This is a genomic window from Caloramator mitchellensis, from assembly GCF_001440545.1.
GTDB lineage: Bacteria > Bacillota > Clostridia > Clostridiales > Caloramatoraceae > Caloramator > Caloramator mitchellensis.
Window position 1 is genome coordinate 175,443 of the sequence record NZ_LKHP01000003.1, and the last position, 22,682, is coordinate 198,124.

The following is a 22,682-nucleotide window of genomic DNA, read 5'->3' on the forward strand; positions in this document are numbered from 1 at the left end:
TAATGATGAGCACTATTGAATTATTAAATATATGCAAAAGTTTTGCAGGAAAGGATGTTTTAAAAAATATAAATTTAAGGATTGAACAGGGTCAGTTTTTTTCACTTCTTGGTCCATCAGGCTGTGGTAAAACTACAACATTAAAGATAATAGCAGGGCTTATCAAGCCAGATTCCGGGGATATTCTTTTTGATGGATGTTCAGTCTTAAATATAAAGACTGAAAAAAGAGGAGCGACCATAGTTTTTCAGGATTATTTATTATTTCCTCATATGACTGTAGAAGAAAACATCGGATTTGGGCTTAAAATGACTGGAGTCGGGAAAAAAATAAGGCATGAAAAAGTCAAAGAGTTGATGGAACTTGTTCAACTAAATGGATACGAAAAAAAGTATCCTTCAGAGATTTCGGGAGGTCAAAGGCAAAGAGCTGCGCTTGCAAGGGCATTAGCTATAAATCCAAGGGTCTTACTGCTTGATGAGCCTTTTTCAAGTCTCGATGAAAGGCTAAGGGACAATATGCGGGAATTTGTTCTTGATTTGCAAAGAAGGCTTAAAATTACGACTATACTTGTAACCCATGATAAAGAAGAAGCTTTAATGCTTTCAGATAAAATCGCTCTTATGTTTGATGGAAAGATAATTCAGATTGGAACTCCCAATGAACTATATAATATGCCAGTGAGCAGGGAAGCAGCGGATTTTTGGGGAGATAACAACTACATTGAAGGGAAAGTAGAAAAAGGCGTTTTTAAATGCTGTTTTGGGGATTTTAATGTAGGATTTGAAAAAGATTCAGATGTAGTTGCTATGATAAGGCCAGAGTTTGTGTATTTAAATTTAAATTATTTAGATGGGCAAATAAAAGGCAAAATTCTAAAGAAAAAGTATGCAGGTGATAAGGTATATTATGAAGTATTGGCCAGTAACAATATTTTAAAAAGCACTACAATTTCAACGAATTTATTAGAGGTTGGTGACGAAGTAGGTATTTTTGTTGATTTTAAAAGGGCTATATACTATTTACAAAAACAATAGCAAACAAATAATTATTAAAAATAACTATTTGTTCAATAATAAAAGGGTTTATATAATGTTAATAGATTGTAAAAAAGGGGGAACGTTATGAAAAAACTATTATCAATACTAATTATGCTTGTTATGACAATAAGCTTTATGGCAGGATGTGCTTCAAAATTGTCTGAAGACAATGGCACTAATCAAGAAGTTATGGTTGTTGATAAAGAAAAAAAGGAAATTAGGATATTAACAGAAGTAAATGGAAAATACTTTACAGAGAGCACAAGACATGGAGTAGTATTTAAAGACGGGAAAAATGGAGAAAAGTCAATTTTAAGGTCGTTTGTTGATGAAAAGAAATTTTATGAAGCGATGATGTCTTTAGGAGCTAAGCCTGGAAATAATTTAACTGCTGAGGATATGAAAACAGGAACAAAGACAATTGAAGGTTCAAAGGTTAATGTTTTTGTTACATGGGACGGATTCGGAAAGGAAATCCCTTTTGCAGACATAATTAAATCAAGCGACCCAAGACCTATCGATATAAGATTTGGCGGCAATATTGAAAGAGCAAATAAGAATAATACCGGATGCATTCTGTGCCTTGATAGCTGCCCAACAGGTATTACAAGCAACGCAGCATATCCAGCAGGTTGGCATGATATGATGAAAAAAGTAACTTTTAATGCTAATGAGGAAGTTTTGCCTAAGGATGGAACTAAGGTTACAATAATATTTAGACTTGCTGAGTAAAATTAATGGGCATTGAACATCTTATAATGGAGGTGCTTCATGACATTTTTCAAACTATTATATAATACCTTTATATGGGGATTATTAGGAGCTATTATTGCATTTCAAAATACATGGTTGGAAATGAGAGTGAATATTGCAATTTTTATTCCAGTTATAATGATTATTTTTACTTTAATTTTTGTTTTTCTAAAAAAAGTTAATTATTTGGATTATAAATTTAGCATTACAAATCTTTTAATTTGCAGTATATTAGCTGTTTTAGTTTTAGGAATTAAAAGGATTAGAATTGTTCCTGCGTCAATTATAAGAGAAGGCTTGGGGATACCAAGCCTTAGTTTTGATGCTGTTAATTTAAGTTTGATTTTAATATTATCATTGATACTTTCGATAATTTGTTATTTTGAAAAAAATTAGATGTTTATTAAATATACTCTCCAATAAAGGCAACAAACTTCTTGATTTTTTCTCTATCATCAAAACTGCCCTGGGCAAATTTAGGACCACCACCGCCACGACCGTTGAATTTAGGGAGATTTTCTTTAAAAATTTGTCCGCAGTTTAATGGAAGGTTACCTCCATGTGCAAGTATAACCTTTTTGTCTGGGAGTGATGCAAATAATATTGCTTTATCAATTAGTGAAGCTGTTTTGTTTGCTATTAATTGAATTTCTTCAAAGGACTTATCTTCAAATATTTGAACAATATTATTTTCTAATGAAGATGCAGCTATTTCTTTAGCTATAAATTCTGCATTTAATTCCCTCTGAAGGCTCAATTGCTTTGATATATTTTTAATATCTGATTGAAGCTGGTCGATTTTAGGCAATATTTCATGTTGAGGAACAGATAGATTTTTTATTAGGGTATTTATAACTGTATTTTTATCCTGAAAATCCTTGAGAAGTCTTTTACCACATTTAAAATAAACCCTTGTCATGTTCTTATATTTTTCTGTTTTTAATATTTTTAGCATTCCAATTTCCCCAAGGTTTTTAACATGTGTTCCACAGCATGGAGAATAGTCAATTCCTTCTATTTCAACTATCCTAATATCAACATCTGTAGGAGGAAGCTTTCTTAAGGGTAGTTTTTTTGCTTCTTCAAGGTTGATAATATAAGACTTAACTGGAATGTTTTTAAATATTAAGCTGTTAACCCTATCTTCAACTATTTTAACTGTCTCATCTGATGCGTTCTCAAGTCCAATGTCAATGCTTATGTAATCTTCTCCAAGGTGAAAACTGTTTGTTGGTGCGTTATAAAGCTCTATAAATATCGCTGATAAAAGGTGCTGACCTGTATGATTTTGCATATGGTCAAATCTTCTTTCAAAGTCAATTTTACATAGAACTTTTTCATTTTCAATTTTTTTATCTAAAACGTGATATATTTTATCACTATCTTCAAACAAATCTATAACTTCAATTCCGTCTATACTTCCAAAATCCCTTGGCTGGCCACCACCCTCAGGATAAAAAGCTGTCTCGGAAAGTTCTACTATAAATTTTCCGTCCTTTTCAATTTGATTAACAACCAAAGCTTCCCATTCTTTTATATATGGATTTTCATAATAAAGCTTCTGCATTATATCACTCCTTAACAGTGCCAGGCACTTAAGATTAAGATTTTTATATATATTATATTGCTAATTTGATATTTTGAATAGATATACTAATTAATTTAGAAGTCTAAAATACTTATGTGGAAAAAGACAAAAAAATATGGTATATTAAAATTTAAGCGTTTATTAACAACTTAATCTTAAGTGACAGGCACCATGAAAGGAGAAATATTATGGCGAAGAGTAATTCTAAAAATATAGGAAAAGCAACTGCAATTGTTATGCTGATGCTTTTTTTTAGCAGAATACTGGGTTTTGTGAGAGAAATGATAGTTGCAAAGGTATATGGAAGAAGCTATGTAACAGATGCATTTTTTGCGGCGTTCACAATCCCGGATGTAATGTTTTATCTTTTAGTAGGCGGCGCCTTAAGTTCAGGTTTCATGCCTGTTTTTACGCAATATATTGCAAAAGATGATGAGGATAATGCCTGGAGGGCAGCTAATACATTTATTACTGTTGCACTTATATTTATAGCTTTATTCAATTTATTTGGAATAATATTTGCAAAATATTTAGTTCCTCTTGTTGCAGTTGGAAGTTTATCGAGTAAGGAGATGTATGATTTAACCGTTAAGCTTACAAGGATAATGTTTACTGCTGTTACTTTTACGGTTTTTGCAGGGCTTACAAGGGGAATTTTAAATTCATATAATATTTTTACATCACCATCTGTAGGACCAGTTCTATATAATGTTGGGATGATACTAGGTGCTGTATTATTAGGAAATAGATTTGGCATATATGGACTTGCAGCAGGGGTTATATTGGGTGCACTTTTAAACTTTTTAGTTCAGGTTCCAGACTTTTTAAAGGTTGGAAAAAGATTTAGATTTGAGCTTGATATAAAACATGAAGGATATAAAAGGATGCTCGCTCTTATGGGACCTGCGATAATTGGACTTTCAATTTCACAGCTTAACCTTGTTGTAAATCAAAACATAGCATCGGTTCTTGGTGAGGGAAGTATTACAGCCTTAAGATACGCAAACAGACTAATGCTGCTGCCGCTTGGAATATTTGCAATGGGAATAGCTACGACAATTTTTCCTACTTTAAATATGCAGATTGCAAGGGGAGAGATTGAAAATTTTAAGGAAACATTTTCACTTGGAATAAGGGTAGTGTTATTTATTACAATACCTTCTGCTCTTGGAATGATTGCATTGAATGTTCCTATAATCAGGCTTTTATTTAAGACAGGCAAATTTGGAGAGGAAGATGTATTAATAACAGCATTTGCTCTTGCATTTTACAGCTTAGCAGTTGTAGGACAATCAGCAGTTCAAATTACAACAAGGGGTTTTTATTCTCTTCAGGATACAAAAACTCCAGTAAAGGTTGGTGCATTTACTGTTTTAGTTAATATACTATTAAACTTAATGTTCGTAGTTTTCTTTAAAAGGCTTGCTATAGGCGGCATTGCACTGTCATACTCGATTACAAGTTTATTGAATATGATAATGCTCCAGAGGGGGCTTGCTAAAAGACTGAATGGTTTAAGAGAAAAGGAAATATTAATCTCTGGTATTAAGGCAACAATTGCATCTTTATTGATGGCAATAGCTGCGTTTGCAACGTCAAGAATAGTTGAAGCAAAGTTTGGAGTTGTATCAAAGATATCGCAGCTTATAGATGTAGGAGCGGCTGTAAGTGTTGGAATAGTAGTATATATTTTAGTTGCGGCACTTTTAAAGATGGATGAGCTAAAATTTATGGTTTCTATGATGAATAGAAAGAAGAGATAAAAAAGTCGTTAAAATCCATTCAAAGGTGCTAAATAGATTTTTATAAATTAGGGCTGTCTTATTAAGACAGCCCTTTTGAGCAATCTTTAACTTGTAGTCTAAACCTGCGGGCAAGTTTTAAAAAAGCATGGAAGCGCCATGCTTTGATTATTACATTATGCAGGTCAAAGGTTGCTCAAGAGAAGTTCTCCAATAATCAGTATAAATTAATAATATAAATTTAAATGGGAACTATAATTAATGGGTATAAATATACAAAAATTCGACATAGTCTAAAATTAAAGAAAAATAGTAAATAATTTAAATAATAAGACATAATTTAAAATTTTCAGATGAAATTTGATTTTATATTTAGGTTTTGTATGGTAAAATAGTGAAGTAATAATGTCAAAAGGAGGTATATTATGTCGGAAAAGAGAGGTTTATCCCACGGTGCTTACGGCGGAGTAAAGGGAGACGATTACGTTCCATTTATATCTGCAAGTGAAGCACTTCCGGAAGCAACATTTGTTTCTATTTTACTTGGTGTTTTATTTGCAATTATCTTTGGTGCTGCAAATACTTATCTTGGACTTAAGGTTGGTATGACAATTGCAGCCGGAATTCCAGCGGCAATACTTGGAACAGGTCTTTTAAAGGGTATATTTAGAAGAAACAATATACTTGAGGCTAATATGGTTCAGGCTATTGCTGCGATGGGTGAGTCAATAGCAGGTGGAGTTATATTTACACTTCCGGCTATTATCATCTGGGGATTTGAATTAAAACTTTCAACTATAGTTTTTGTTACATTGCTTGGAGGACTTGTAGGTATTTTATTCGTTGTTCCATTAAGAAGATATCTATTAGTTGAAGAACACGGAAATCTTGTTTATCCAGAATCAATGGCTGCAGCAGAAGTATTGGTTACAGGCAGCCAAGGTGGTGCTGGATTTAAGACAGTTATGACAGGTCTTGCAGGTGGTGGATTATTCAAATTATTTTCAGGCGGATTCAGATTCTGGCTTGAAGAACCAGAATGGACTTTAAAACCACTCCAAGGAACTATATTTGGCGTTGATGCAATGGCATCACTTGTTGGTGTTGGTTACATCGTTGGTATTGAAGCAGCTCTTTACATGTTTGCAGGTGCTATCGTAGCATGGCTTGGATTGATACCACTTATAAAATATATTGGTGCAGGTCTTACAACACCACTTTTCCCGGCAACTGTAATAATTGCTGAAATGGATGCTTGGTCAATATGGAGTAAATATATAAGATACATCGGTGCTGGTGCAGTTGCTGCAGGTGGATTTATAAGCCTTGGAAGGTCGCTTCCAACAATTGTGAATTCATTTAGGTCAGCAATTTCAGGAATAGGTGCAAAGGGTGGAACACAAAAGAGAACTGAACTTGATGTTCCAATGACATGGGTTATTGCAGGAGCTTTGTTAGTATTCTTCCTAGCATGGTTTATTCCAGTTATAAAGACTGGTCCAATAGGTGCGTTACTTGCTGTATTCTTCTCATTCTTCTTTGCGGTAGTCTCAGCAAGAATAGTTGGTCTTGTTGGTGCATCAAACAACCCAGTATCAGGTATGACAATTGCAACTTTATTATTCGTTACTACTGTATTAAGAGTAACAGGATATGCAGGGGATGCAGGAATGATTACTGCACTTGTTGCAGGTGCAATAGTTTGTGTTGCTATAGCTGTTGCTGGTGGTGCAGCACAAAGCTTAAAGACAACTTATATTATCGGTGGAACACCAAAGTATGTTGAAATAGGAATGTATATAGGTCTTGCTATAGCATCAGTATTTGTTGGTATGGTTGTGCTGATGCTTCATAGAATATATGGAATAGGTTCAGAGCAAATTGCAGCTCCACAGGCAACATTAATGTCAATGGTAGTTAAGGGAGTTATGACTCAGCAATTACCATGGGCACTTGTTGTAGTTGGTGCAGTGTTTGGAGTAATGACTGCTTTGATGGGAATTCCAATACTTCCAGTTGCACTTGGACTATACCTTCCAATACACCTAAGTGCAGGTATATTGGTTGGAGGTCTTATAAGATTATTTGTTGAAAAGAAATTCAAGAATGATGAAAAGACTCAAAAGGAACAAATCGAAAAGGGTGTTCTTCTTGCATCAGGTATGGTTGCAGGGGACGCTTTAATGGGTATATTAGTAGCTGCATTTGCAGGTCTTGGAATTGATATTGCATTTGGTGCTAAGATTGCTCCAGCTTTAACTTCAAATCCATGGACTGCTGCAGTTGTTCTTTTAGCATTCTCTTACTGGGTATATAATTTCTCAGTAAAGAAGGATAATGCTTGAATCTATTAACAGTTTAATAGTAAAATATAGGAGAGGCGAATTGCTTCTCCTTAATTTATTTGGTGGGTGATGATATGGCAAAGGAAAAAAAGGATGATAATTTTCTGCTCTATATTCCAAGAAAAAAACATACTACATATGAAAAGAGAAACGGTAAAGTTTATTTGATTTTTTATCACAACAAGCCTATTGAAAAATTTTTAAGATGGCTTGTAAAAAAACCTGCGGTTTCTGATATGGAACTTGACAATTTAGGCTCAACTGTCTGGGAACTTATAGATGGGCAAAATACTGTCTATGATATCGGCCAAAGATTGCTTGAGAAATTTGGAAAGGATGCAGAACCTGTTTATGATAGGTTAATAATGTATCTCAGATATTTAAATAGAAGAGGATGGATAGCCTTTGATAGAGGCAATCAAGAATAGGGGGGATTTGTATGAATATTAATCAAAAAATCGATGAGATGAGAGAAGAGATAATAAGGTCAACTCAGGAAATTTTAAAGATTAAAAGCGTTGAAGACACTCCAAAGGAAGGAATGCCATTTGGTGTGGGAGTTGCAAAGTCACTCGATTATGCTCTAAAGCTTTCAGAAGAATTAGGATTTAAATCAGTTAACATGGATGGATATGTTGGATATGCTGAATTTGGTGAAGGAGAAGATTACATAGCTGTTTTAGGGCATCTTGATGTTGTTCCAGAGGGAGATGGATGGATACACCCACCATATGGTGCTGAAATACACGATGGAAAAATTTATGCAAGAGGTGCACTTGACGATAAGGGACCTATGATAGCTGCACTTTATGGTTTAAAGGCTATAAAGGATTTAAATTTACCTCTTTCAAAGAGGGTAAGAATTATATTTGGAACTAACGAAGAAACAGGTTCAAATGACATACCCTATTATTTAAAATATGAAAAACCACCTGTTGCAGGATTTACTCCTGATGCTGAATTTCCACTCATTCATGCTGAAAAGGGATTAACTGTATTTAATGTTATTAAGGATTTAGTAAAAAAACCTGAAGGTGATGTTTCAGTAAAGTATATAAAGGGCGGTCAAAGGGCTAATATGGTTCCAGATTACTGTGAAGCAGGTCTTGTAGTTAAAAATGTGGAATCTGTAAAGGGAATAATAGATGATTTTATAAATAAAACTGGTTTTGAATTAAAATATGAATTAAAGGAAGAACTTTTAATCGTTAAAGCATTTGGAGTTTCAGCCCACGGAAGCACACCTGAACATGGTAAAAATGCTATTATGATGATGTTTGCTCTTCTTGGAGAACTTAATTTAGGAGAGAGCGATATCAAGCATTTTATTGACTTTTTTAATAAGTATGTTGGCTTTGAAACAAAGGGTGAATCCTTTGGATGCTATTTAAAGGATGAAACCGGGGAACTTTCCTTCAATGTAGGCGTTGTTGAAATGAATGAGGATAAAGTTACGATGGCGCTTAACCTAAGATACCCATGCACTTATAAATTTGAAGACATGATGAATCCATTTAATAAGAGGATTGAAGGAACAGGAATAAAAGTTGATAAAATGGCACATCAGGAACCACTATATTTTGCAAAAGACCACGAACTTGTAAAAAAGCTTATGAAGGTTTATAGGGATATTACAAATGATGACAGTGAACCTATAGCAATTGGCGGTGGAACCTATGCAAAGGAAATGCCAAATACTCTGGCTTTTGGACCACTATTCCCAGGAAAACCAGATGTAATCCACCAGGCAAATGAATATATAGAAGTTGAGGATTTGATTTCGATAACTAAGATATATGCAAACGCTATATATGAGCTTGCAAAATAAAAAACTTAATCTTAAGTGCCTGGCACTTTTGCACAATATGCTTATCATATTGTGCAATTTTTTGTTCATTTTTGACAATTTATTGATTTTGAATATACTTTATTTTAAAAATTTTTGAAAAATTTTATTCAAAAAAGAAGGATTTTTTGCAAACTTGTAGAATTAATTTTATTATACGACAAAATATTACATAAGGAGGGGTATCATGGCTGAAAACAAAGGGCTTTCAGCAGGTGCATACGGTGGAATATCAGGCGATGATTATGTTCCATATGTTCCTGTGAACAAAGCTATGCCAGAGATGACTGTTTTATCAATTTTAATCGGTATCATTTTTGCAATCGTATTTGGTGCAGCAAATACTTACCTTGGATTAAAGGTTGGTATGACAATAGCTGCAGGTATTCCTGGTGCAATTCTTGCAACAGGTATTTTGAAGGGGATATTAAAAAGAAATAATATTCTTGAAGCAAATATGATTCAAGCAATGGCTTCAATGGGTGAATCATTAGCAGGCGGTCTAATATTTACCATTCCAGCCGTAATTATTTTTGGAAGTGAACTGACTATTGGAACAATTACTGTAGTTGCAATTCTTGGCGGACTTTTAGGTATTTTATTCGTTGTTCCTCTAAGAAGATATTTAATAGTTGAAGAACACGGAAAACTTATTTATCCTGAGGGAATGGCAGCAGCGGAAGTTTTGGTTTCATCAAGTGCTGGCGGAACAGGATTTAAAACTATGATGACGGGTGTTGCTGGCGGCGGAATATTTAAATTCTTATCAGAAGGATTACTACTTTGGAAGTATGAACCAGAATGGACAATTAAGCCTCTTCAAGGTGCTATATTTGGTGCTGACGTTACAGCTGCATTAATAGGTGTTGGATACATCGTAGGAATTGAAATTGGTATGTATATGTTTGCAGGTGCACTTGTTGCTTGGCTTGGATTGATTCCACTTATTAAGTATATAGGTGCTGGCCTTACAACTCCATTATTCCCAGCAGCAGTTACAATAGCTGAAATGGATGCTTGGTCAATTTGGAGCAAGTATATAAGATACGTTGGTGCAGGTGCGGTTATAGCGGGTGGATTCATAAGCATTGCAAAGGCACTCCCAACAATCGCAAAGTCATTCAAGTCAGCTATGGCTGGAATAGGTGCAAAAGCAAGCCAAAAGAGAACAGATGTAGACGTTCCTATGACTTATGTTATAGCTGGTGCTATATTCGTATTCATAATGGCTTGGCTATTCCCAATGACAAATGTTCCAGTTGCTGGTGCAGTGTTTATAATTATTTTTGCATTCTTCTTCTCTGTTGTATCAGCAAGACTTGTTGGTGTTATCGGAACATCAAACAACCCAATTTCAGGTATGACTATTTCATCACTTTTATTTATAACAGGTATTTTAAAGATTACAGGATATGCTGACGATAAAGCTATGGTTGCAGCAATAATTGCAGGCGGTATTGTTTGCGTTGCAATAGCAATAGCAGGTGGAACTGCACAGAGCTTAAAGACGACTCAAATTATCGGAGGAACTCCAAAAAATCTTGAAATAGGAATGTTCCTTGCAACTGCAGCTTCAGCAGCAGCTATTGGTTATGTTATTTTAATGCTTCATTCAGCTTATGGAATTGGTTCAAAGGATATTCCAGCTCCACAGGCTACAATGATGTCGATGGTTGTTAAGGGTATTATGACATCACAACTCCCATGGACACTTGTTCTTGCAGGTATTTCATTTGGGGTAATGTGCGAACTTATGGGCATTCCAATATTACCTTTCGCGCTTGGACTTTATCTTCCAATTCATTTAAGTGCAGGTGTTGTAATAGGTGGTATTGTTAGGTCTCTTGTTGACAAGAAGTTCAAGAACGACGAAAATACCCTCAAGGAAAAGACAGAAACTGGGGTATTGCTTGCGTCAGGTATGGTTGCTGGTGAATCCTTGGTAGGTATTCTACTTGCAGTGTTTGCAATGCTTGGAATAAATATAGGATTTGGAGCTAATATTATTCCAGCTATAACTGGAAGCCCATGGACTTCAGCAGTTATGGGATTTGTTCTCTGCTACTGGATATATACTTATGTAGTTAAGAATAAGTAAAGATAGTCTTTACAGCCCTAAATAAGCCTTAAAAGCTTTTTAGGGCTTTTTGTTCTACAAAATATTTTAATAATTTAAATATTTCGAAACAATCTAACAAATGATATAATATTATTGTAAACTAACTTAGGGGGGTAAAATGATGAACAAGGTTGTGATTGACGGACACCATTTGAGTATTGAAGATGTTGTTAATGTTGCAAGACACGGATATTTAGTCGAATTATCAGAAGATGCTAAGGCTAAAGTTGAAAAGGCCAGGGCACTTGTTGACAAGTTTGTTCAGGAAGAAAGAATAGAATACGGTATAACTACAGGGTTTGGCAAATTTGCTGAAGTAGTAATTTCTAAAGATGATGCTAAAAGGCTACAGAGAAATTTAATAGTATCTCATGCAACAGCAGTTGGAAATGAACTTGATGCAGAAATTGTAAGGGGAATTATGCTATTAAGAGCAAATGCTCTATCAAAGGGATATTCAGGTATTAGATTGTCAACTTTAAATACATTGATTGAAATGCTAAATAAAGGAGTAGTTCCTGTTGTATATGAAAAGGGTTCATTAGGTGCCAGCGGTGATTTAGCACCACTTTCGCATATGGTGCTTGTAATGATAGGCGAAGGCGAAGCATACTATAACGGTGAAAGAATGAGCGGTGCTGAGGCGTTAAAAAGAGCCGGGATTGAGCCTGTGGAGCTTGTTGAAAAGGAAGGTTTGGCTCTAATTAATGGAACACAGGTTATGACATCAATAGGAGCACTTGCATTGTATGATGCTATTAACCTTGCAAAGGCGTCTGATATAATAGCTGCTATGACAGTTGAAGCTTTAAGGGGCATTACTGATGCATATTATCACAGGGTGCATGAAGTTAGGCCGCAGATAGGCCAGATGAAGTGTGCAAGAAATATGTTAAGATTATTAGAAGGAAGCAGCCTCACATCAAGACAGGGAGAGATAAGAGTTCAGGATGCCTATACATTAAGATGTATACCTCAGATACACGGTGCAAGCAAGGATGCCATTGAATACGTTAAAAAAGTTGTTGAAATAGAAATCAACTCGGCTACAGACAATCCACTGATATTTGAAGATGAAATGCGAGTAATATCGGGCGGCAACTTCCACGGTCAGCCTATGGCGCTTGCGATGGATTTTTTAGGTATTGCAGTTTCTGAAATTGCAAATGTATCTGAAAGAAGGATAGAAAGACTTGTTAATTATCAATTAAACGATTTACCAGCATTTTTGACTAAAAAGGGAGGACTTAACTCAGGGTTTATGATTGCACAATATACAGCAGCAGCGTTGGTTTCTGAAAACAAAGTTCTTGCTCATCCTGCATCCGTGGATTCAATTCCATCCTCAGCAAACCAGGAGGACCATGTGAGCATGGGAACAATAGCTGCAAGGAAGGCAAGGAGCATAATATACAATGCTTCAAGGGTTTTAGGGATTGAATATCTTGCTGCAGCTCAGGCTATTGATTTCAGAGGAGACTTTAGGCTTGGAAACGGAACTGATGCAGCTTATAAACTGATAAGAGAGGAAGTAGAACATTTAGATGAAGACAGAATAATGTATATTGATATTAATAGGGCAAGCAAAATAGTAGACAGCGGAATGTTGGTTAAGCGTGTAGAAGAGGCAATTGGGGAGATAGAAAATTAATTACAGAATATAGTAGTATTGATATAAAATACTATGAATATTAAGCTATAAACGGGTTACAATATATAGTGTAAAGGGGACGTAGCAGTTGAGCTAAGACTTATATATGATCCGAAAGGGTCGTATATGGGTCGACCAAAGGTTGCATGTGGGTCCTGGCAGGCTCACATGCAGCCGGAGGGCAGATTCTGCATGGTAGGGAAAAGCTTTATTGCAGTCGAACTTAATTTGATTGTAGTAGGGTTCCAACCTATCATGCAGGGTCGAGCAAAGATCATCCAGGGTGTCGTAAGCTTAATATGGCTTAGGTTCTAGCAAGCTACTAGTGCTAGTGCTTGCATGCAGCCGAGAGGTTGCATGCAGGTGCGTAGATATCCTGGATGGTCGAACGAACCATCATTATAGGTGGTGAACTGCTCTATCATGGTCGGAAGATCATGGTTGGGTAATAAGCTATCTATAGTGGTGCAAGGTAGATTGCTACGTGCCCTTTATTATTTTTTGCTTGAAAACATAGCTACAGGGTTCTATAATGTATATAAGCTAATCGACTTTCAGGGGAGGGATTACATTGCAAAACAATGCTAAAATAATTGCAGAAAATAAAGAAATGTTCTATAAAATGCTGCTATACAGAATAGAGAGCTGGGTGTCTGCTGAAAAGGACGTCCTTGCGAACCTATGTAATATAGCAGCTCTTTTGTATGACAATATTGATGATATAAACTGGGCGGGCTTTTATTTGATGAAGAATGGTGAACTCGTATTAGGGCCATTTGGAGGCAAAGCTGCCTGCACAAGAATTAAGATAGGAAAGGGAGTATGCGGGACAACAGCAAGGGATAGAATTACATATGTCGTTCCTAATGTTCATGAATTTGAAGGACATATAGCCTGCGACAGCGCGTCGAATTCAGAAATTGTGGTTCCAATAATTAAAGATGATGTTTTATACGGCGTTTTGGATATAGACAGCCCTAATTTTAATCGATTTGACGAGGTGGATAAGCTATACCTTGAAAAGCTTATAGAAAAATTAAATAAATACATAGATTGGAATGAAGTTGCAAAAATAAATTGACTTTTAAAACCTTTGGAGGATAACATGCTGCAGGAATTTTTAAGGGAGATTGATGTCACATATGACTGTTTGATTGCCGGTCAAGATAGAACGGATGAATTTTATTCAAAATGGGGAGTTGCAAATTTTTTAGGTGAAACATACCAGGAATTATTAAAAAAAGAGGATAAAAAGGATAAAGGAAGCGTATATACTCCAAAAGAAGTTGTTGATTTTATGGTTAAGGATTTAATAAGTTTGGAAGAGTATAAAAAAAATACTTATATAAAAATACTTGACCCTTCCTGTGGTGGCGGATATTTTTTGTTATATGTTTACAATATGTTAGTAGAATTTGCTAAGGAATTGGGAATTGAAAAACCAAATGAGCATGTTATTAAAAACAATATATTTGGATACGATATAGATTCTTCAGCAATAAAAATAACAAGCATTGAACTTTATAGAAAAAGCAGAGTTTTACCTCAAAACATTATCTTAAAGGATTTTATTTTGGACTGCAAAGAGCAATTTGATTTTATAATTGCAAATCCTCCGTATATGGGACATAAAATAATTAATGGGGATTACAGGAATAAAATAGCAGTAAATTTTAGAGATGTATTCTATGATAAGGGTGATTTGTCCTATTGCTTTATCAAAAAAGCAATAGATTCTATAAAAACAGGAGGAAGATTTTTATTCTTTACTTCAAGATATTTGCTTGAGGCTCAAAACGCAGAAGGAATTAGAAAATATATTCTAAGAAGTGGAACTGTAAACAAAATAATAGACTTCTATGGTTTAAGGGTCTTTAAAGGGGCTGGAATAGACAATATTATTATTGACTTTTCAAAAACAAATGAGCTTGATAAGATAGATTACATTAGATTCACAACATTAGAAAAAAATATAAACGATATATTTGAGGATATAAATAGAAAAAAATACAATTATACAAAACACGTTGAAGTTTTGAAAAGGGAAATTGAAAATGGCAGATGGCAGTTTTTAAATTCAATTGAAAAGAGTATACTAAATAAAATTAAAGGAGTAGAGATTGGACAATTTGCAAATACATATCAGGGGATTATAACTGGGTGCGACGATGCATTTATTGTATCAATGGAAGATGCTGAATATTTGAATATTGAAAAAGAATTGTTAAGGCCATGGATAAAGAGCAAAAATATCAAAAAATTCACCGTTGAGTATGCAGATAAATTTATAATATATTCAAACCTAATCGATGATGAATATAAGTATAACAACGCTATTGAATATATTGGAAGATTCAGGCAAAGGTTAGAAAAAAGAAGAGAGTGCAAAAACGGATTTAGAAAATGGTTTCAACTTCAATGGGGGCGGGATTTGACTATTTTTGAAGATAAAAAGATAGTTTTTCCATTTAAGGCTAATTCTAATAGGTTTGCAATCGATAGGGGAAATTTATTCAGTGCGGATGTATATGCGCTTGTTATAAATGGGATGTTTAGAGAAATATATAGCTATGAATTTTTAGCAGGGGTTTTAAACAGTTCAATATATGAGTTTTATATTAAAACAATGCTAAAAAAACTTGGAGACGATTTATACGAATATTACCCATATAATCTCATCCGGATTAAAATCCCAGATTTTATAAAAGATGTTGAGGATATTGTTTTAAAGCAGGGGAAAACTAATATAGAAGAAATAGATAATATCTTAATAGAAAAATTCAATATTACAAATAGAGAATTTGAAGAAGTCAAATTTTGGCTAAATAGTTGATTTTTCAGGTTATATTGATTATAATAACATTAGAAGTCAATATACCCTATATAGGTATAATTTTAAAGGAGGAATTTTTATGGCTATAACTGTATATACAACTCCAACTTGACCATGGTGCACAAGGGTAAAGGATTACCTTAGACAGAGAAATGTGCCATTTACTGAAAAGAACGTAGCAGCAGATAGAGCTGCAGCTATGGAAATGGTTAAAAGGTCAGGACAAATGGGAGTTCCTGTTATAGACATCAATGGCAAGATAATAGTTGGATTTGATAAAGAAGCCATCGATAGAGCTCTATAATTTTAATTATTATAGCCCATGGATTTTCATGGGCTATATTGTTATCTAAAAAATTATCTCTCATCTCTTCTGCGGTATCCAAATGTTTCACGGAATTTTTCATCTATTAAATCAATTCCAGGTCCTATTTTATAACGCTTTGACATTGTTGGCAGCGCCTTTCCAAGTATTCCTTTCTTGCTCTTTCTAACCATAGTTTCACCTCCAAAGAATGATTATTTATTACTATAAATTCAATTAAATGACTTAGTTTTTGCAATTATATTATTCCTCAAAATTTTAAAAAATATCAAGCAGTGTCTTTGAATATCTTTAAAGAATATTTAAAAAATTAAAAGCATATGGCATAATAAAATAAAGACTTTTAAATCATAAGGGGGATAAATATGCTAAAAACAAATTTTGAAAAGGTAGTCATGCAATCAGTTCAAGGGAAGATACATCACCCTATAAATCCTACACCATTCAGAGTCGACGTTAACGGAAGGGCACATGTGCTGCCTGCAACTGGAGGAATAAGCTATAATGTTAAAGTGGGAGATAGTGCCTTTGGATGGTCAGGCGACCATGTTGAACCTGGCGTTTCAATTAGAAATGAAGACAAAAATGAAAACGGAGCGCTTATGATATTTGCGTGCATTGGAAATGAGGCCAGGGTTGTTACAGGCGATGCAAAGGGTGCAAAGGGATATGTGATAGGAAAACATGGCGGAATAGACCACGTATTAATACAATTTAAACAAGAAGATTTAGAAAAAATGGCCATAGATGATAAAATTTTAATTAAGGGATTTGGACAGGGCTTGAAGTTATTAGATTATCCTGAAATCGAAGTTATGAATATCGACCCAAGGCTGTTTTTAAACATTCCAATAAAAGAGCAGGATGGCAGATTGTCGGTTCCAGTTGCAGCAGAGGTTCCAGCATATCTTATGGGTTCAGGTATAGGTGCAGCGACTGCATTCTCAGGTGATTACGATTTAATGACCGAAGATATAGAAGAAATTAAAAGACTTGGACTTGATAGATTAAGATTTGGAGATATTGTCTTATTAAGGGACTGCGACAACACATACGGCAGAGGCTATTTAAAAGGAGCAGTCAGCATTGGCGTTGTAATTCACAGCGACTGTATTAAAATGGGGCATGGACCTGGAATTACAACTATCATGACATGCAAGAAGGATTTAATTGAAGGCTATATAGACGAGAAAGCTAATATAGTTAATTATATAAACTACATCGATTAGGAGGTTTAGTTGTGACGGATAAAAAATCATTCAGGACCATGATATTTCTGCTGTTTATAATAATACTGCTTATTGGATTTTCAGACTTCTTAGATTTTATGCCGGCTACGGCAAGAAATATTATATTGATTGTATTCGTTTTAGCGGTTGTGATTTATCAATCCAAAAGGCCTGTAAAGGATTTAAAGGATGTTAGCAGAAGATATCAGAGCGCAAGTCTTTATAGCAGAAAGAAGGCGCTTGAAGTTTTAAACGAAGGACTGAAACTTGAAACTTTAAATAATAATGAAAAACTTTATCTATATATGCAGATTGCCCTTGAACAATACAAGATGAAGGATTATACAAATGCAGTGGAAAGCTTTAAAAGGGTTGTCGATGAAGCGATTAAGACGGAGTATGTGAGAATAGAAGAAAAATTTCTAATTAAAATGGTAGGAACTTATATTTTGGAAAACAAACGCAGCGAGGCTGAAAAAATTTATAATAAACTGCTTGCACTTGGTAAGTGTGAGAAAAGCAAGGTAGTTGAAGGAATGCTGCAGAACAAAGGTTGATTTTCAAGCAGATAGAGGTTAAACTTAGCTAAATTTATGTTGTTAAAAAATTAGACCCATGTATGATTAATTATACATGGGCTTTTTAAAATCTAAAAATTAAAATTCAATCCATCTATTATTTTTTTTCTTAAATTTGATGAAATAAACTGCTATGCCGACAACAATAACTAACGATACGAATATTAGTGGATTTTCAAGTGATTTTAACGATGAATAAAGGGTTATTAGTCCGAAAAATATGAATACAAATCCTGCAATCATTTTAATATGTTTTTCGTGTAGCCTCTGGCTCATTAGTGTTCCGAATAAAAAACCTATGCTGTCTGCAATAAACATGCCTATTACTGAACCAATTAAAACCTGTCCAGGGCTGTTAAATTGTGCTGCAAGAGTAAATGTCATGATTTGAGTCTTGTCCCCAAGCTCTGCAATAAAAAAAGCGAAGGTTACAATAATAAATGCGGGCAATTTCCATTTGGATTGCTTTACCTCTTCTTCTTCCTCATCGTTATCTTCTCTTAAGGATATAAATCCAAAAAAAATGAACAATACCCCTGCAATAATCTGAACTGTGTTCATAGGAATAAAACATCCTATGCTGCTACCCAATAAAACTGCAATCAAATTAAGCAGCAATGTTGCAATAAATATTCCAATAGCAGCGTCCCTTGGTTTATATTTGCTAGCAAGTGCTGCAGCAAGCAGCTGGGTTTTGTCTCCCATTTCTGCAATGAGAACTAGTAAAAAAGTTTTTAATAATGCCATAATGCCCCTCCTAACACAAAATTAAAAGACCTTTAGCACAATGCAAAACACTGTGCTAAAGGTCTCGCTCGCATAATGCCGATAAAGCCAGGCTACTGCCAGTATGTTGACTTTATCATCCCTTTCGGGCAGCTACTCCCCTTTAAACATCCTAACATTCTAATTATATCAAAAAATTTTCCATTTGCAAATATAAACACAAATAATATTTTATCTTGTCAAGGGAAAAAAATAGTGTTACAATTTAATATCGTATAGTTTACAAAAGGGAGGAAAGAGAGTATGGAAATGTGGTTAAAGGAAATGCAGATTGATGGTGCTGCAATGACTTATAAGGTTAAGGAAACTTTAGTTAGAAAAAAGACTCAATATCAGGACCTTGCAATTGTAGATACAGATGTTTTTGGAAGAATGCTTGTTCTTGATGGAATAGTTCAAACAACAATAAAGGATGAATTTGTTTACCATGAAATGATTTCACATATTCCTCTCTTTACACATCCAAATCCTAAGAAGGTTTTGGTAGTTGGTGGTGGAGATGGTGGAGCAATAAGAGAAATATTAAAGCATCCAAGCGTTGAAAAGGCTGTTCTTTGCGAGATAGATGGAGATGTTATAGATGAGTGCAAAAAATATCTTCCAGAAATAAGTTGTGCACTTGACGACCCAAGATGCGAAATATTTGTAGGCGATGGAATTCAATATGTTAAGGAACATAAAAACGAATTTGACGTCATAATAGTAGATTCAACTGACCCATTCAGCATTGCAGAGGGTCTTTTTGGCGGAAACTTCTACAAGGATATATACAACGCATTGACTGAAGATGGTATATTTATAGCACAAACCGAAACTCCATTCTACCTACCTGATACAGTTAAAAAGGTTCACAACGATGCAAAGGCTATATTCCCAATAACAAAGTTGTTTATGGCTGCAATACCTACATACCCAGGTGGATACTGGAGCTTTACTATAGGTTCAAAGAAATACGACCCTACAGAAGTTGATACAACTAAAATACCTGAGATAGACACAAAATACTATACAAGAGAAATTCATAAAGCATGCTTCGTATTGCCAAGATATATTCAAGAATTGGTAAAGTAATGCTATTTGATTAGTTAATAAGGTCCGAATTTATTTTCGGGCCTTTACTATTTATAGAAAGGATGTGAAAGAGTGTCGATAAAAGAACACCCTGACTATAATTATGAAAGCAAATGGCTGTCCTATATGCTTGATTTTGCAAGAAAATACCACGAAGAGTTGATGCTTAAAAAGGCTTTAATCGATAAGAAGGTTGATTATACTACAAAGCATATAAACGCAGATGCCAGCCAGGACTATATTGAACTTATGATTAGCACCCAATTTCAAGCAAGCCTTGAGAAAAAGCTTGAAAAAATTGCCGATGCAAAGGAAAAACCATACTTTGCCAGAGTTGATTTTAAAGAAAATGAAGCTTTAGAAAGCGAAAAAATATATATTGGAAAAATGTCCTTTATCGATGACGAAAACAAAAGGGTTTTAGTTGTGGATTGGAGGGCTCCAATTGCAAATTTATATTATGAAGAAAGACTTGGAAGTGCTAAATATAGCTGTGTTGATGGGATTATAAATGGCGAGATTACTTTAAAAAGGCAGTATTCGATTGAAGATGGTAATCTAATAAACATGTTCGACATAGACATTACCACAAACGATGAATTTCTTCAGGCTTTTTTAGGTGCAAGCGCTGATAACAGGCTTAAGGAAATAGTTTCAACTATTCAGGTGGAGCAGAACAGGATTATTAGAGCTGATATGTGGAAGCCACTGATTGTTCAGGGAGCCGCAGGAAGCGGCAAGACTACAATAGCACTTCACAGAATTGCATACTTAATTTATACCTACGAGAAGGAATTTCTCCCTGAAAATTTTATGATAATAGCGCCAAGCAAATTTTTTCTAAACTACATTTCAGAAGTATTGCCCGAGCTTGGGGTTGATAAGGTTAAACAAACTACATTTGAAGAATTTGCATTTGATGTTCTTGAGAAAAGATATAAGCTTATAGATTTAAATTTCAAGCTATCAAGCATAGTTGAGCTAAGGTCAAAGAATAAAGACGTGGAAAATATCATTAAATCGTCTGAATTCAAGTCTTCCATGTATTTTAAAAATGCAATAGACGAGTATTTAAAGGAAATTGAAGAAAACTTTATTCCTAAGGAAGATTTCAAGATAGCAAATATAGTAGTTTATTCATACGATGAAATTCAATATTTGTTTATCAATGAATATAAAGATTTACCCTATTTAAAAAGAGTTGATGAAATTAAAAAACATTTATCAAATAGATTAAAATTAAAGGTGGAAGAAATTATTAACAACATCCAAACTGAATGCGATAAAAAAGTAATTCTAGTTAAAAGAAAAATTGAGGATAGCGATGAAAGAAGAAAAATTATTTCAGGTTTAATCAATAAAAAAGACGAACTTATAGAAAGGGTAAAGGCATCATCTAAAACGGCTGTGAAAAGCTATATCTCAAAAATAAAGCCATTGAAGGTAGAACAATACTACGATTGTTTTATGGACAGCCCAAAACTTTATAATTTGGCAAACAGCTATGCAGATGGCTTGATTGAAATTATTAAAAGCAATCATAATAAAAATAAGGCCCAGAAGGTTTATGAGATAGAAGATTTAGCAGCGCTTGTATATATAAAATACGTTGTATTTGGTATGAGTGAAAAGATAAGGGTTAAGCATATAGTTATAGATGAAGCTCAGGATTTCAGCGTATTTCAGCTTTTGATGTTAAAGAGCATTATTAAGGATTCATCATTTACTATATTGGGCGATTTAGCCCAGGGAATACATTCATACAGGGGAATTAAGGACTGGGACGAAGTTTCAAACATTGTGTTCAAAGACAGATGTAATTTGTTAACATTAGAAGAAAGCTACAGAACGACAATTGAAATAATGAATGAAGCAAATAAAGTTTTGAGAAAAATAAACAATCCAAAGCTTATTCCAGCAAAGCCAGTTATAAGGCACGGAGAAGATGTTAAGTATGAAGGCTATAGCAGTATCGAGGATATTGTTAAAGACATAGACAAGACTGTAAATGAGTTAAAGATTGAAGGATTTAAATCATTTGCGGTAATAACTAAAACTCTTGATGAATGTTTCAGGTTAAACGAGATTTTCAGCAATTCAGATAATAAGCCGTATATTTTAACTGGAAAGGAAGATGAATACAGGGGTGGGTTTGTAATGCTGCCTTCATACCTTGCTAAGGGTTTGGAATTTGATGCAGTTTTCATTTCAAACGCCAATGATGAATTATACAAAGACGACGAATTGGACGCTAAGCTATTATATGTTGCAATGACAAGACCACTGCATGTCTTAAAAATATATTATACAGATAAAATTACACCATTGCTCAAATTATAATTGCTATAAAAAATTTTGGAATTTTTGCAGGAAAATAATGGAACACATAGAATATATATACTATGACAAGTGAATGGGGGGATTTGTGTGCAAGTAATCTTTGAAGATAAGGAAAAAGCGTTGGTGGTTAAATTAATTGGTGAACTTGACCATCACACTGCGGAAGAAGTAAGAATAAAGATTGACAATAAAATCGATGAGATTGGAGCAAAAAATTTAATTTTTGATTTTAACGGCGTGAATTTTATGGACAGCTCAGGCATAGGAGTCGTTATAGGCAGATATAGAAGGGTAAAGGAATTGGATGGAAAGGTAAGCATAATCAATTTAAAGCCGAATATAAGAAAGGTATTTGAACTAGGCGGTATGTTTAAGATAATTAAAGAATACAATGGATTACAACAAGCCTTATTGGAAATGTAAAGGGGGATATATT

At 34.3% G+C, this 22,682-nt stretch carries 20 protein-coding genes; 17 read left to right on the plus strand and 3 right to left on the minus strand.

Annotated features, from left to right (window positions below):
• Positions 1-5 precede the first annotated feature (5 nt).
• The 3 genes from ABG79_RS03900 to ABG79_RS03910 all read left to right on the plus strand — a co-directional run bounded on the left by ABG79_RS03900 (position 6) and on the right by ABG79_RS03910 (position 2,189).
• On the plus strand, positions 6-1,037 hold the full coding sequence (locus ABG79_RS03900) for an ABC transporter ATP-binding protein (protein WP_057977335.1): 1,032 nt from the start codon (positions 6-8) through the stop codon (positions 1,035-1,037).
• A gap of 87 nt (positions 1,038-1,124) precedes the next feature.
• A complete protein-coding gene (locus ABG79_RS03905) occupies positions 1,125-1,772 on the plus strand; it encodes a YdjY domain-containing protein (RefSeq protein ID WP_083490326.1) in 648 nt (215 codons plus the stop codon).
• Positions 1,773-1,811: 39 nt separating this feature from the next.
• Positions 1,812-2,189, plus strand: a complete 378-nt coding sequence (locus tag ABG79_RS03910) for a hypothetical protein (protein ID WP_057977337.1) — start codon at positions 1,812-1,814, stop codon at positions 2,187-2,189.
• A 7-nt stretch (positions 2,190-2,196) separates the two neighbouring features.
• On the opposite strand, the gene ABG79_RS03915 is transcribed toward ABG79_RS03910, so the two are convergent.
• The gene (locus ABG79_RS03915) at positions 2,197-3,360 is read right to left on the minus strand and encodes an alanyl-tRNA editing protein (protein WP_057977339.1); all 1,164 of its coding nucleotides are present in this window, start codon (positions 3,358-3,360) and stop codon (positions 2,197-2,199) included.
• A gap of 209 nt (positions 3,361-3,569) precedes the next feature.
• Here ABG79_RS03915 and murJ point away from each other — a divergent pair, with 209 nt between their 5' ends.
• The 9 genes from murJ to ABG79_RS03965 all read left to right on the plus strand — a co-directional run bounded on the left by murJ (position 3,570) and on the right by ABG79_RS03965 (position 16,221).
• On the plus strand, positions 3,570-5,144 hold the full coding sequence (murJ, locus tag ABG79_RS03920) for a murein biosynthesis integral membrane protein MurJ (protein ID WP_057977341.1): 1,575 nt from the start codon (positions 3,570-3,572) through the stop codon (positions 5,142-5,144).
• A gap of 404 nt (positions 5,145-5,548) precedes the next feature.
• Entirely contained in the window at positions 5,549-7,468 is a 1,920-nt protein-coding gene (locus ABG79_RS03925; protein ID WP_083490327.1) for an OPT family oligopeptide transporter, read from the plus strand.
• A 74-nt stretch (positions 7,469-7,542) separates the two neighbouring features.
• Positions 7,543-7,896: a PqqD family protein gene (locus tag ABG79_RS03930; protein ID WP_057977345.1), complete on the plus strand. Its 354-nt coding sequence runs from the start codon at positions 7,543-7,545 to the stop codon at positions 7,894-7,896.
• 11 nt (positions 7,897-7,907) lie between these two features.
• The gene (gene pepV, locus ABG79_RS03935; RefSeq protein ID WP_057977347.1) at positions 7,908-9,296 is read left to right on the plus strand and encodes a dipeptidase PepV; all 1,389 of its coding nucleotides are present in this window, start codon (positions 7,908-7,910) and stop codon (positions 9,294-9,296) included.
• Between the two features lie 205 nt (positions 9,297-9,501).
• Positions 9,502-11,412, plus strand: coding sequence for an OPT family oligopeptide transporter (locus tag ABG79_RS03940; RefSeq protein WP_057977349.1), 1,911 nt, complete (start codon positions 9,502-9,504; stop codon positions 11,410-11,412).
• 142 nt (positions 11,413-11,554) lie between these two features.
• Complete coding sequence (hutH, locus tag ABG79_RS03945) at positions 11,555-13,084, plus strand: histidine ammonia-lyase (RefSeq protein ID WP_057977351.1); 1,530 nt, start codon at positions 11,555-11,557, stop codon at positions 13,082-13,084.
• A gap of 610 nt (positions 13,085-13,694) precedes the next feature.
• Positions 13,695-14,165, plus strand: coding sequence for a GAF domain-containing protein (locus ABG79_RS03955; protein WP_057977495.1), 471 nt, complete (start codon positions 13,695-13,697; stop codon positions 14,163-14,165).
• Between the two features lie 24 nt (positions 14,166-14,189).
• Positions 14,190-15,917 carry an N-6 DNA methylase gene (locus ABG79_RS03960; protein ID WP_057977355.1) on the plus strand — a complete coding sequence of 576 codons (1,728 nt, stop codon included), beginning with the start codon at positions 14,190-14,192 and terminating at the stop codon, positions 15,915-15,917.
• Positions 15,918-15,996: 79 nt separating this feature from the next.
• A complete protein-coding gene (locus tag ABG79_RS03965) occupies positions 15,997-16,221 on the plus strand; it encodes a glutaredoxin family protein (RefSeq protein WP_083490329.1) in 225 nt (74 codons plus the stop codon).
• A 53-nt stretch (positions 16,222-16,274) separates the two neighbouring features.
• On the opposite strand, the gene ABG79_RS12480 is transcribed toward ABG79_RS03965, so the two are convergent.
• Complete coding sequence (locus tag ABG79_RS12480) at positions 16,275-16,415, minus strand: hypothetical protein (RefSeq protein WP_160318215.1); 141 nt, start codon at positions 16,413-16,415, stop codon at positions 16,275-16,277.
• 192 nt (positions 16,416-16,607) lie between these two features.
• On the opposite strand from ABG79_RS12480, the gene ABG79_RS03970 reads away from it, so the two are divergent.
• Both ABG79_RS03970 and ABG79_RS03975 read left to right on the plus strand, forming a co-directional pair.
• A complete protein-coding gene (locus ABG79_RS03970) occupies positions 16,608-17,471 on the plus strand; it encodes a DUF4438 domain-containing protein (protein WP_057977357.1) in 864 nt (287 codons plus the stop codon).
• 11 nt (positions 17,472-17,482) lie between these two features.
• Entirely contained in the window at positions 17,483-18,028 is a 546-nt protein-coding gene (locus ABG79_RS03975) for a tetratricopeptide repeat protein (protein WP_057977359.1), read from the plus strand.
• 99 nt (positions 18,029-18,127) lie between these two features.
• Here ABG79_RS03975 and ABG79_RS03980 read toward each other — a convergent pair whose 3' ends face one another.
• Positions 18,128-18,796, minus strand: coding sequence for a TMEM165/GDT1 family protein (locus ABG79_RS03980; protein ID WP_057977361.1), 669 nt, complete (start codon positions 18,794-18,796; stop codon positions 18,128-18,130).
• Positions 18,797-19,078: 282 nt separating this feature from the next.
• On the opposite strand from ABG79_RS03980, the gene speE reads away from it, so the two are divergent.
• From speE to spoIIAA, 3 genes are all read left to right on the plus strand, one after another.
• A complete protein-coding gene (gene speE / locus ABG79_RS03985; protein WP_057977363.1) occupies positions 19,079-19,906 on the plus strand; it encodes a polyamine aminopropyltransferase in 828 nt (275 codons plus the stop codon).
• A 72-nt stretch (positions 19,907-19,978) separates the two neighbouring features.
• Positions 19,979-22,246 (plus strand): RNA polymerase recycling motor HelD, encoded by a 2,268-nt coding sequence (gene helD / locus ABG79_RS03990; RefSeq protein WP_057977364.1) that lies wholly within the window; start codon positions 19,979-19,981, stop codon positions 22,244-22,246.
• Positions 22,247-22,333: 87 nt separating this feature from the next.
• On the plus strand, positions 22,334-22,669 hold the full coding sequence (gene spoIIAA, locus ABG79_RS03995) for an anti-sigma F factor antagonist (RefSeq protein ID WP_057977366.1): 336 nt from the start codon (positions 22,334-22,336) through the stop codon (positions 22,667-22,669).
• Positions 22,670-22,682: the final 13 nt, after the last annotated feature.

Bases quoted from the DNA above. Each gene is read 5' to 3' on its own strand.
- ABG79_RS03900 (WP_057977335.1), top strand. From the start codon at position 6: ATGAGCACTATTGAATTATTAAATATATGCAAAAGTTTTGCAGGAAAG.
- ABG79_RS03905 (WP_083490326.1), top strand. From the start codon at position 1,125: ATGAAAAAACTATTATCAATACTAATTATGCTTGTTATGACAATAAGC.
- ABG79_RS03910 (WP_057977337.1), top strand. From the start codon at position 1,812: ATGACATTTTTCAAACTATTATATAATACCTTTATATGGGGATTATTA.
- ABG79_RS03915 (WP_057977339.1), bottom strand. From the start codon at position 3,360: ATGCAGAAGCTTTATTATGAAAATCCATATATAAAAGAATGGGAAGCT.
- murJ (WP_057977341.1), top strand. From the start codon at position 3,570: ATGGCGAAGAGTAATTCTAAAAATATAGGAAAAGCAACTGCAATTGTT.
- ABG79_RS03925 (WP_083490327.1), top strand. From the start codon at position 5,549: ATGTCGGAAAAGAGAGGTTTATCCCACGGTGCTTACGGCGGAGTAAAG.
- ABG79_RS03930 (WP_057977345.1), top strand. From the start codon at position 7,543: ATGGCAAAGGAAAAAAAGGATGATAATTTTCTGCTCTATATTCCAAGA.
- pepV (WP_057977347.1), top strand. From the start codon at position 7,908: ATGAATATTAATCAAAAAATCGATGAGATGAGAGAAGAGATAATAAGG.
- ABG79_RS03940 (WP_057977349.1), top strand. From the start codon at position 9,502: ATGGCTGAAAACAAAGGGCTTTCAGCAGGTGCATACGGTGGAATATCA.
- hutH (WP_057977351.1), top strand. From the start codon at position 11,555: ATGAACAAGGTTGTGATTGACGGACACCATTTGAGTATTGAAGATGTT.
- ABG79_RS03955 (WP_057977495.1), top strand. From the start codon at position 13,695: ATGTTCTATAAAATGCTGCTATACAGAATAGAGAGCTGGGTGTCTGCT.
- ABG79_RS03960 (WP_057977355.1), top strand. From the start codon at position 14,190: ATGCTGCAGGAATTTTTAAGGGAGATTGATGTCACATATGACTGTTTG.
- ABG79_RS12480 (WP_160318215.1), bottom strand. From the start codon at position 16,415: ATGGTTAGAAAGAGCAAGAAAGGAATACTTGGAAAGGCGCTGCCAACA.
- ABG79_RS03970 (WP_057977357.1), top strand. From the start codon at position 16,608: ATGCTAAAAACAAATTTTGAAAAGGTAGTCATGCAATCAGTTCAAGGG.
- ABG79_RS03980 (WP_057977361.1), bottom strand. From the start codon at position 18,796: ATGGCATTATTAAAAACTTTTTTACTAGTTCTCATTGCAGAAATGGGA.
- speE (WP_057977363.1), top strand. From the start codon at position 19,079: ATGGAAATGTGGTTAAAGGAAATGCAGATTGATGGTGCTGCAATGACT.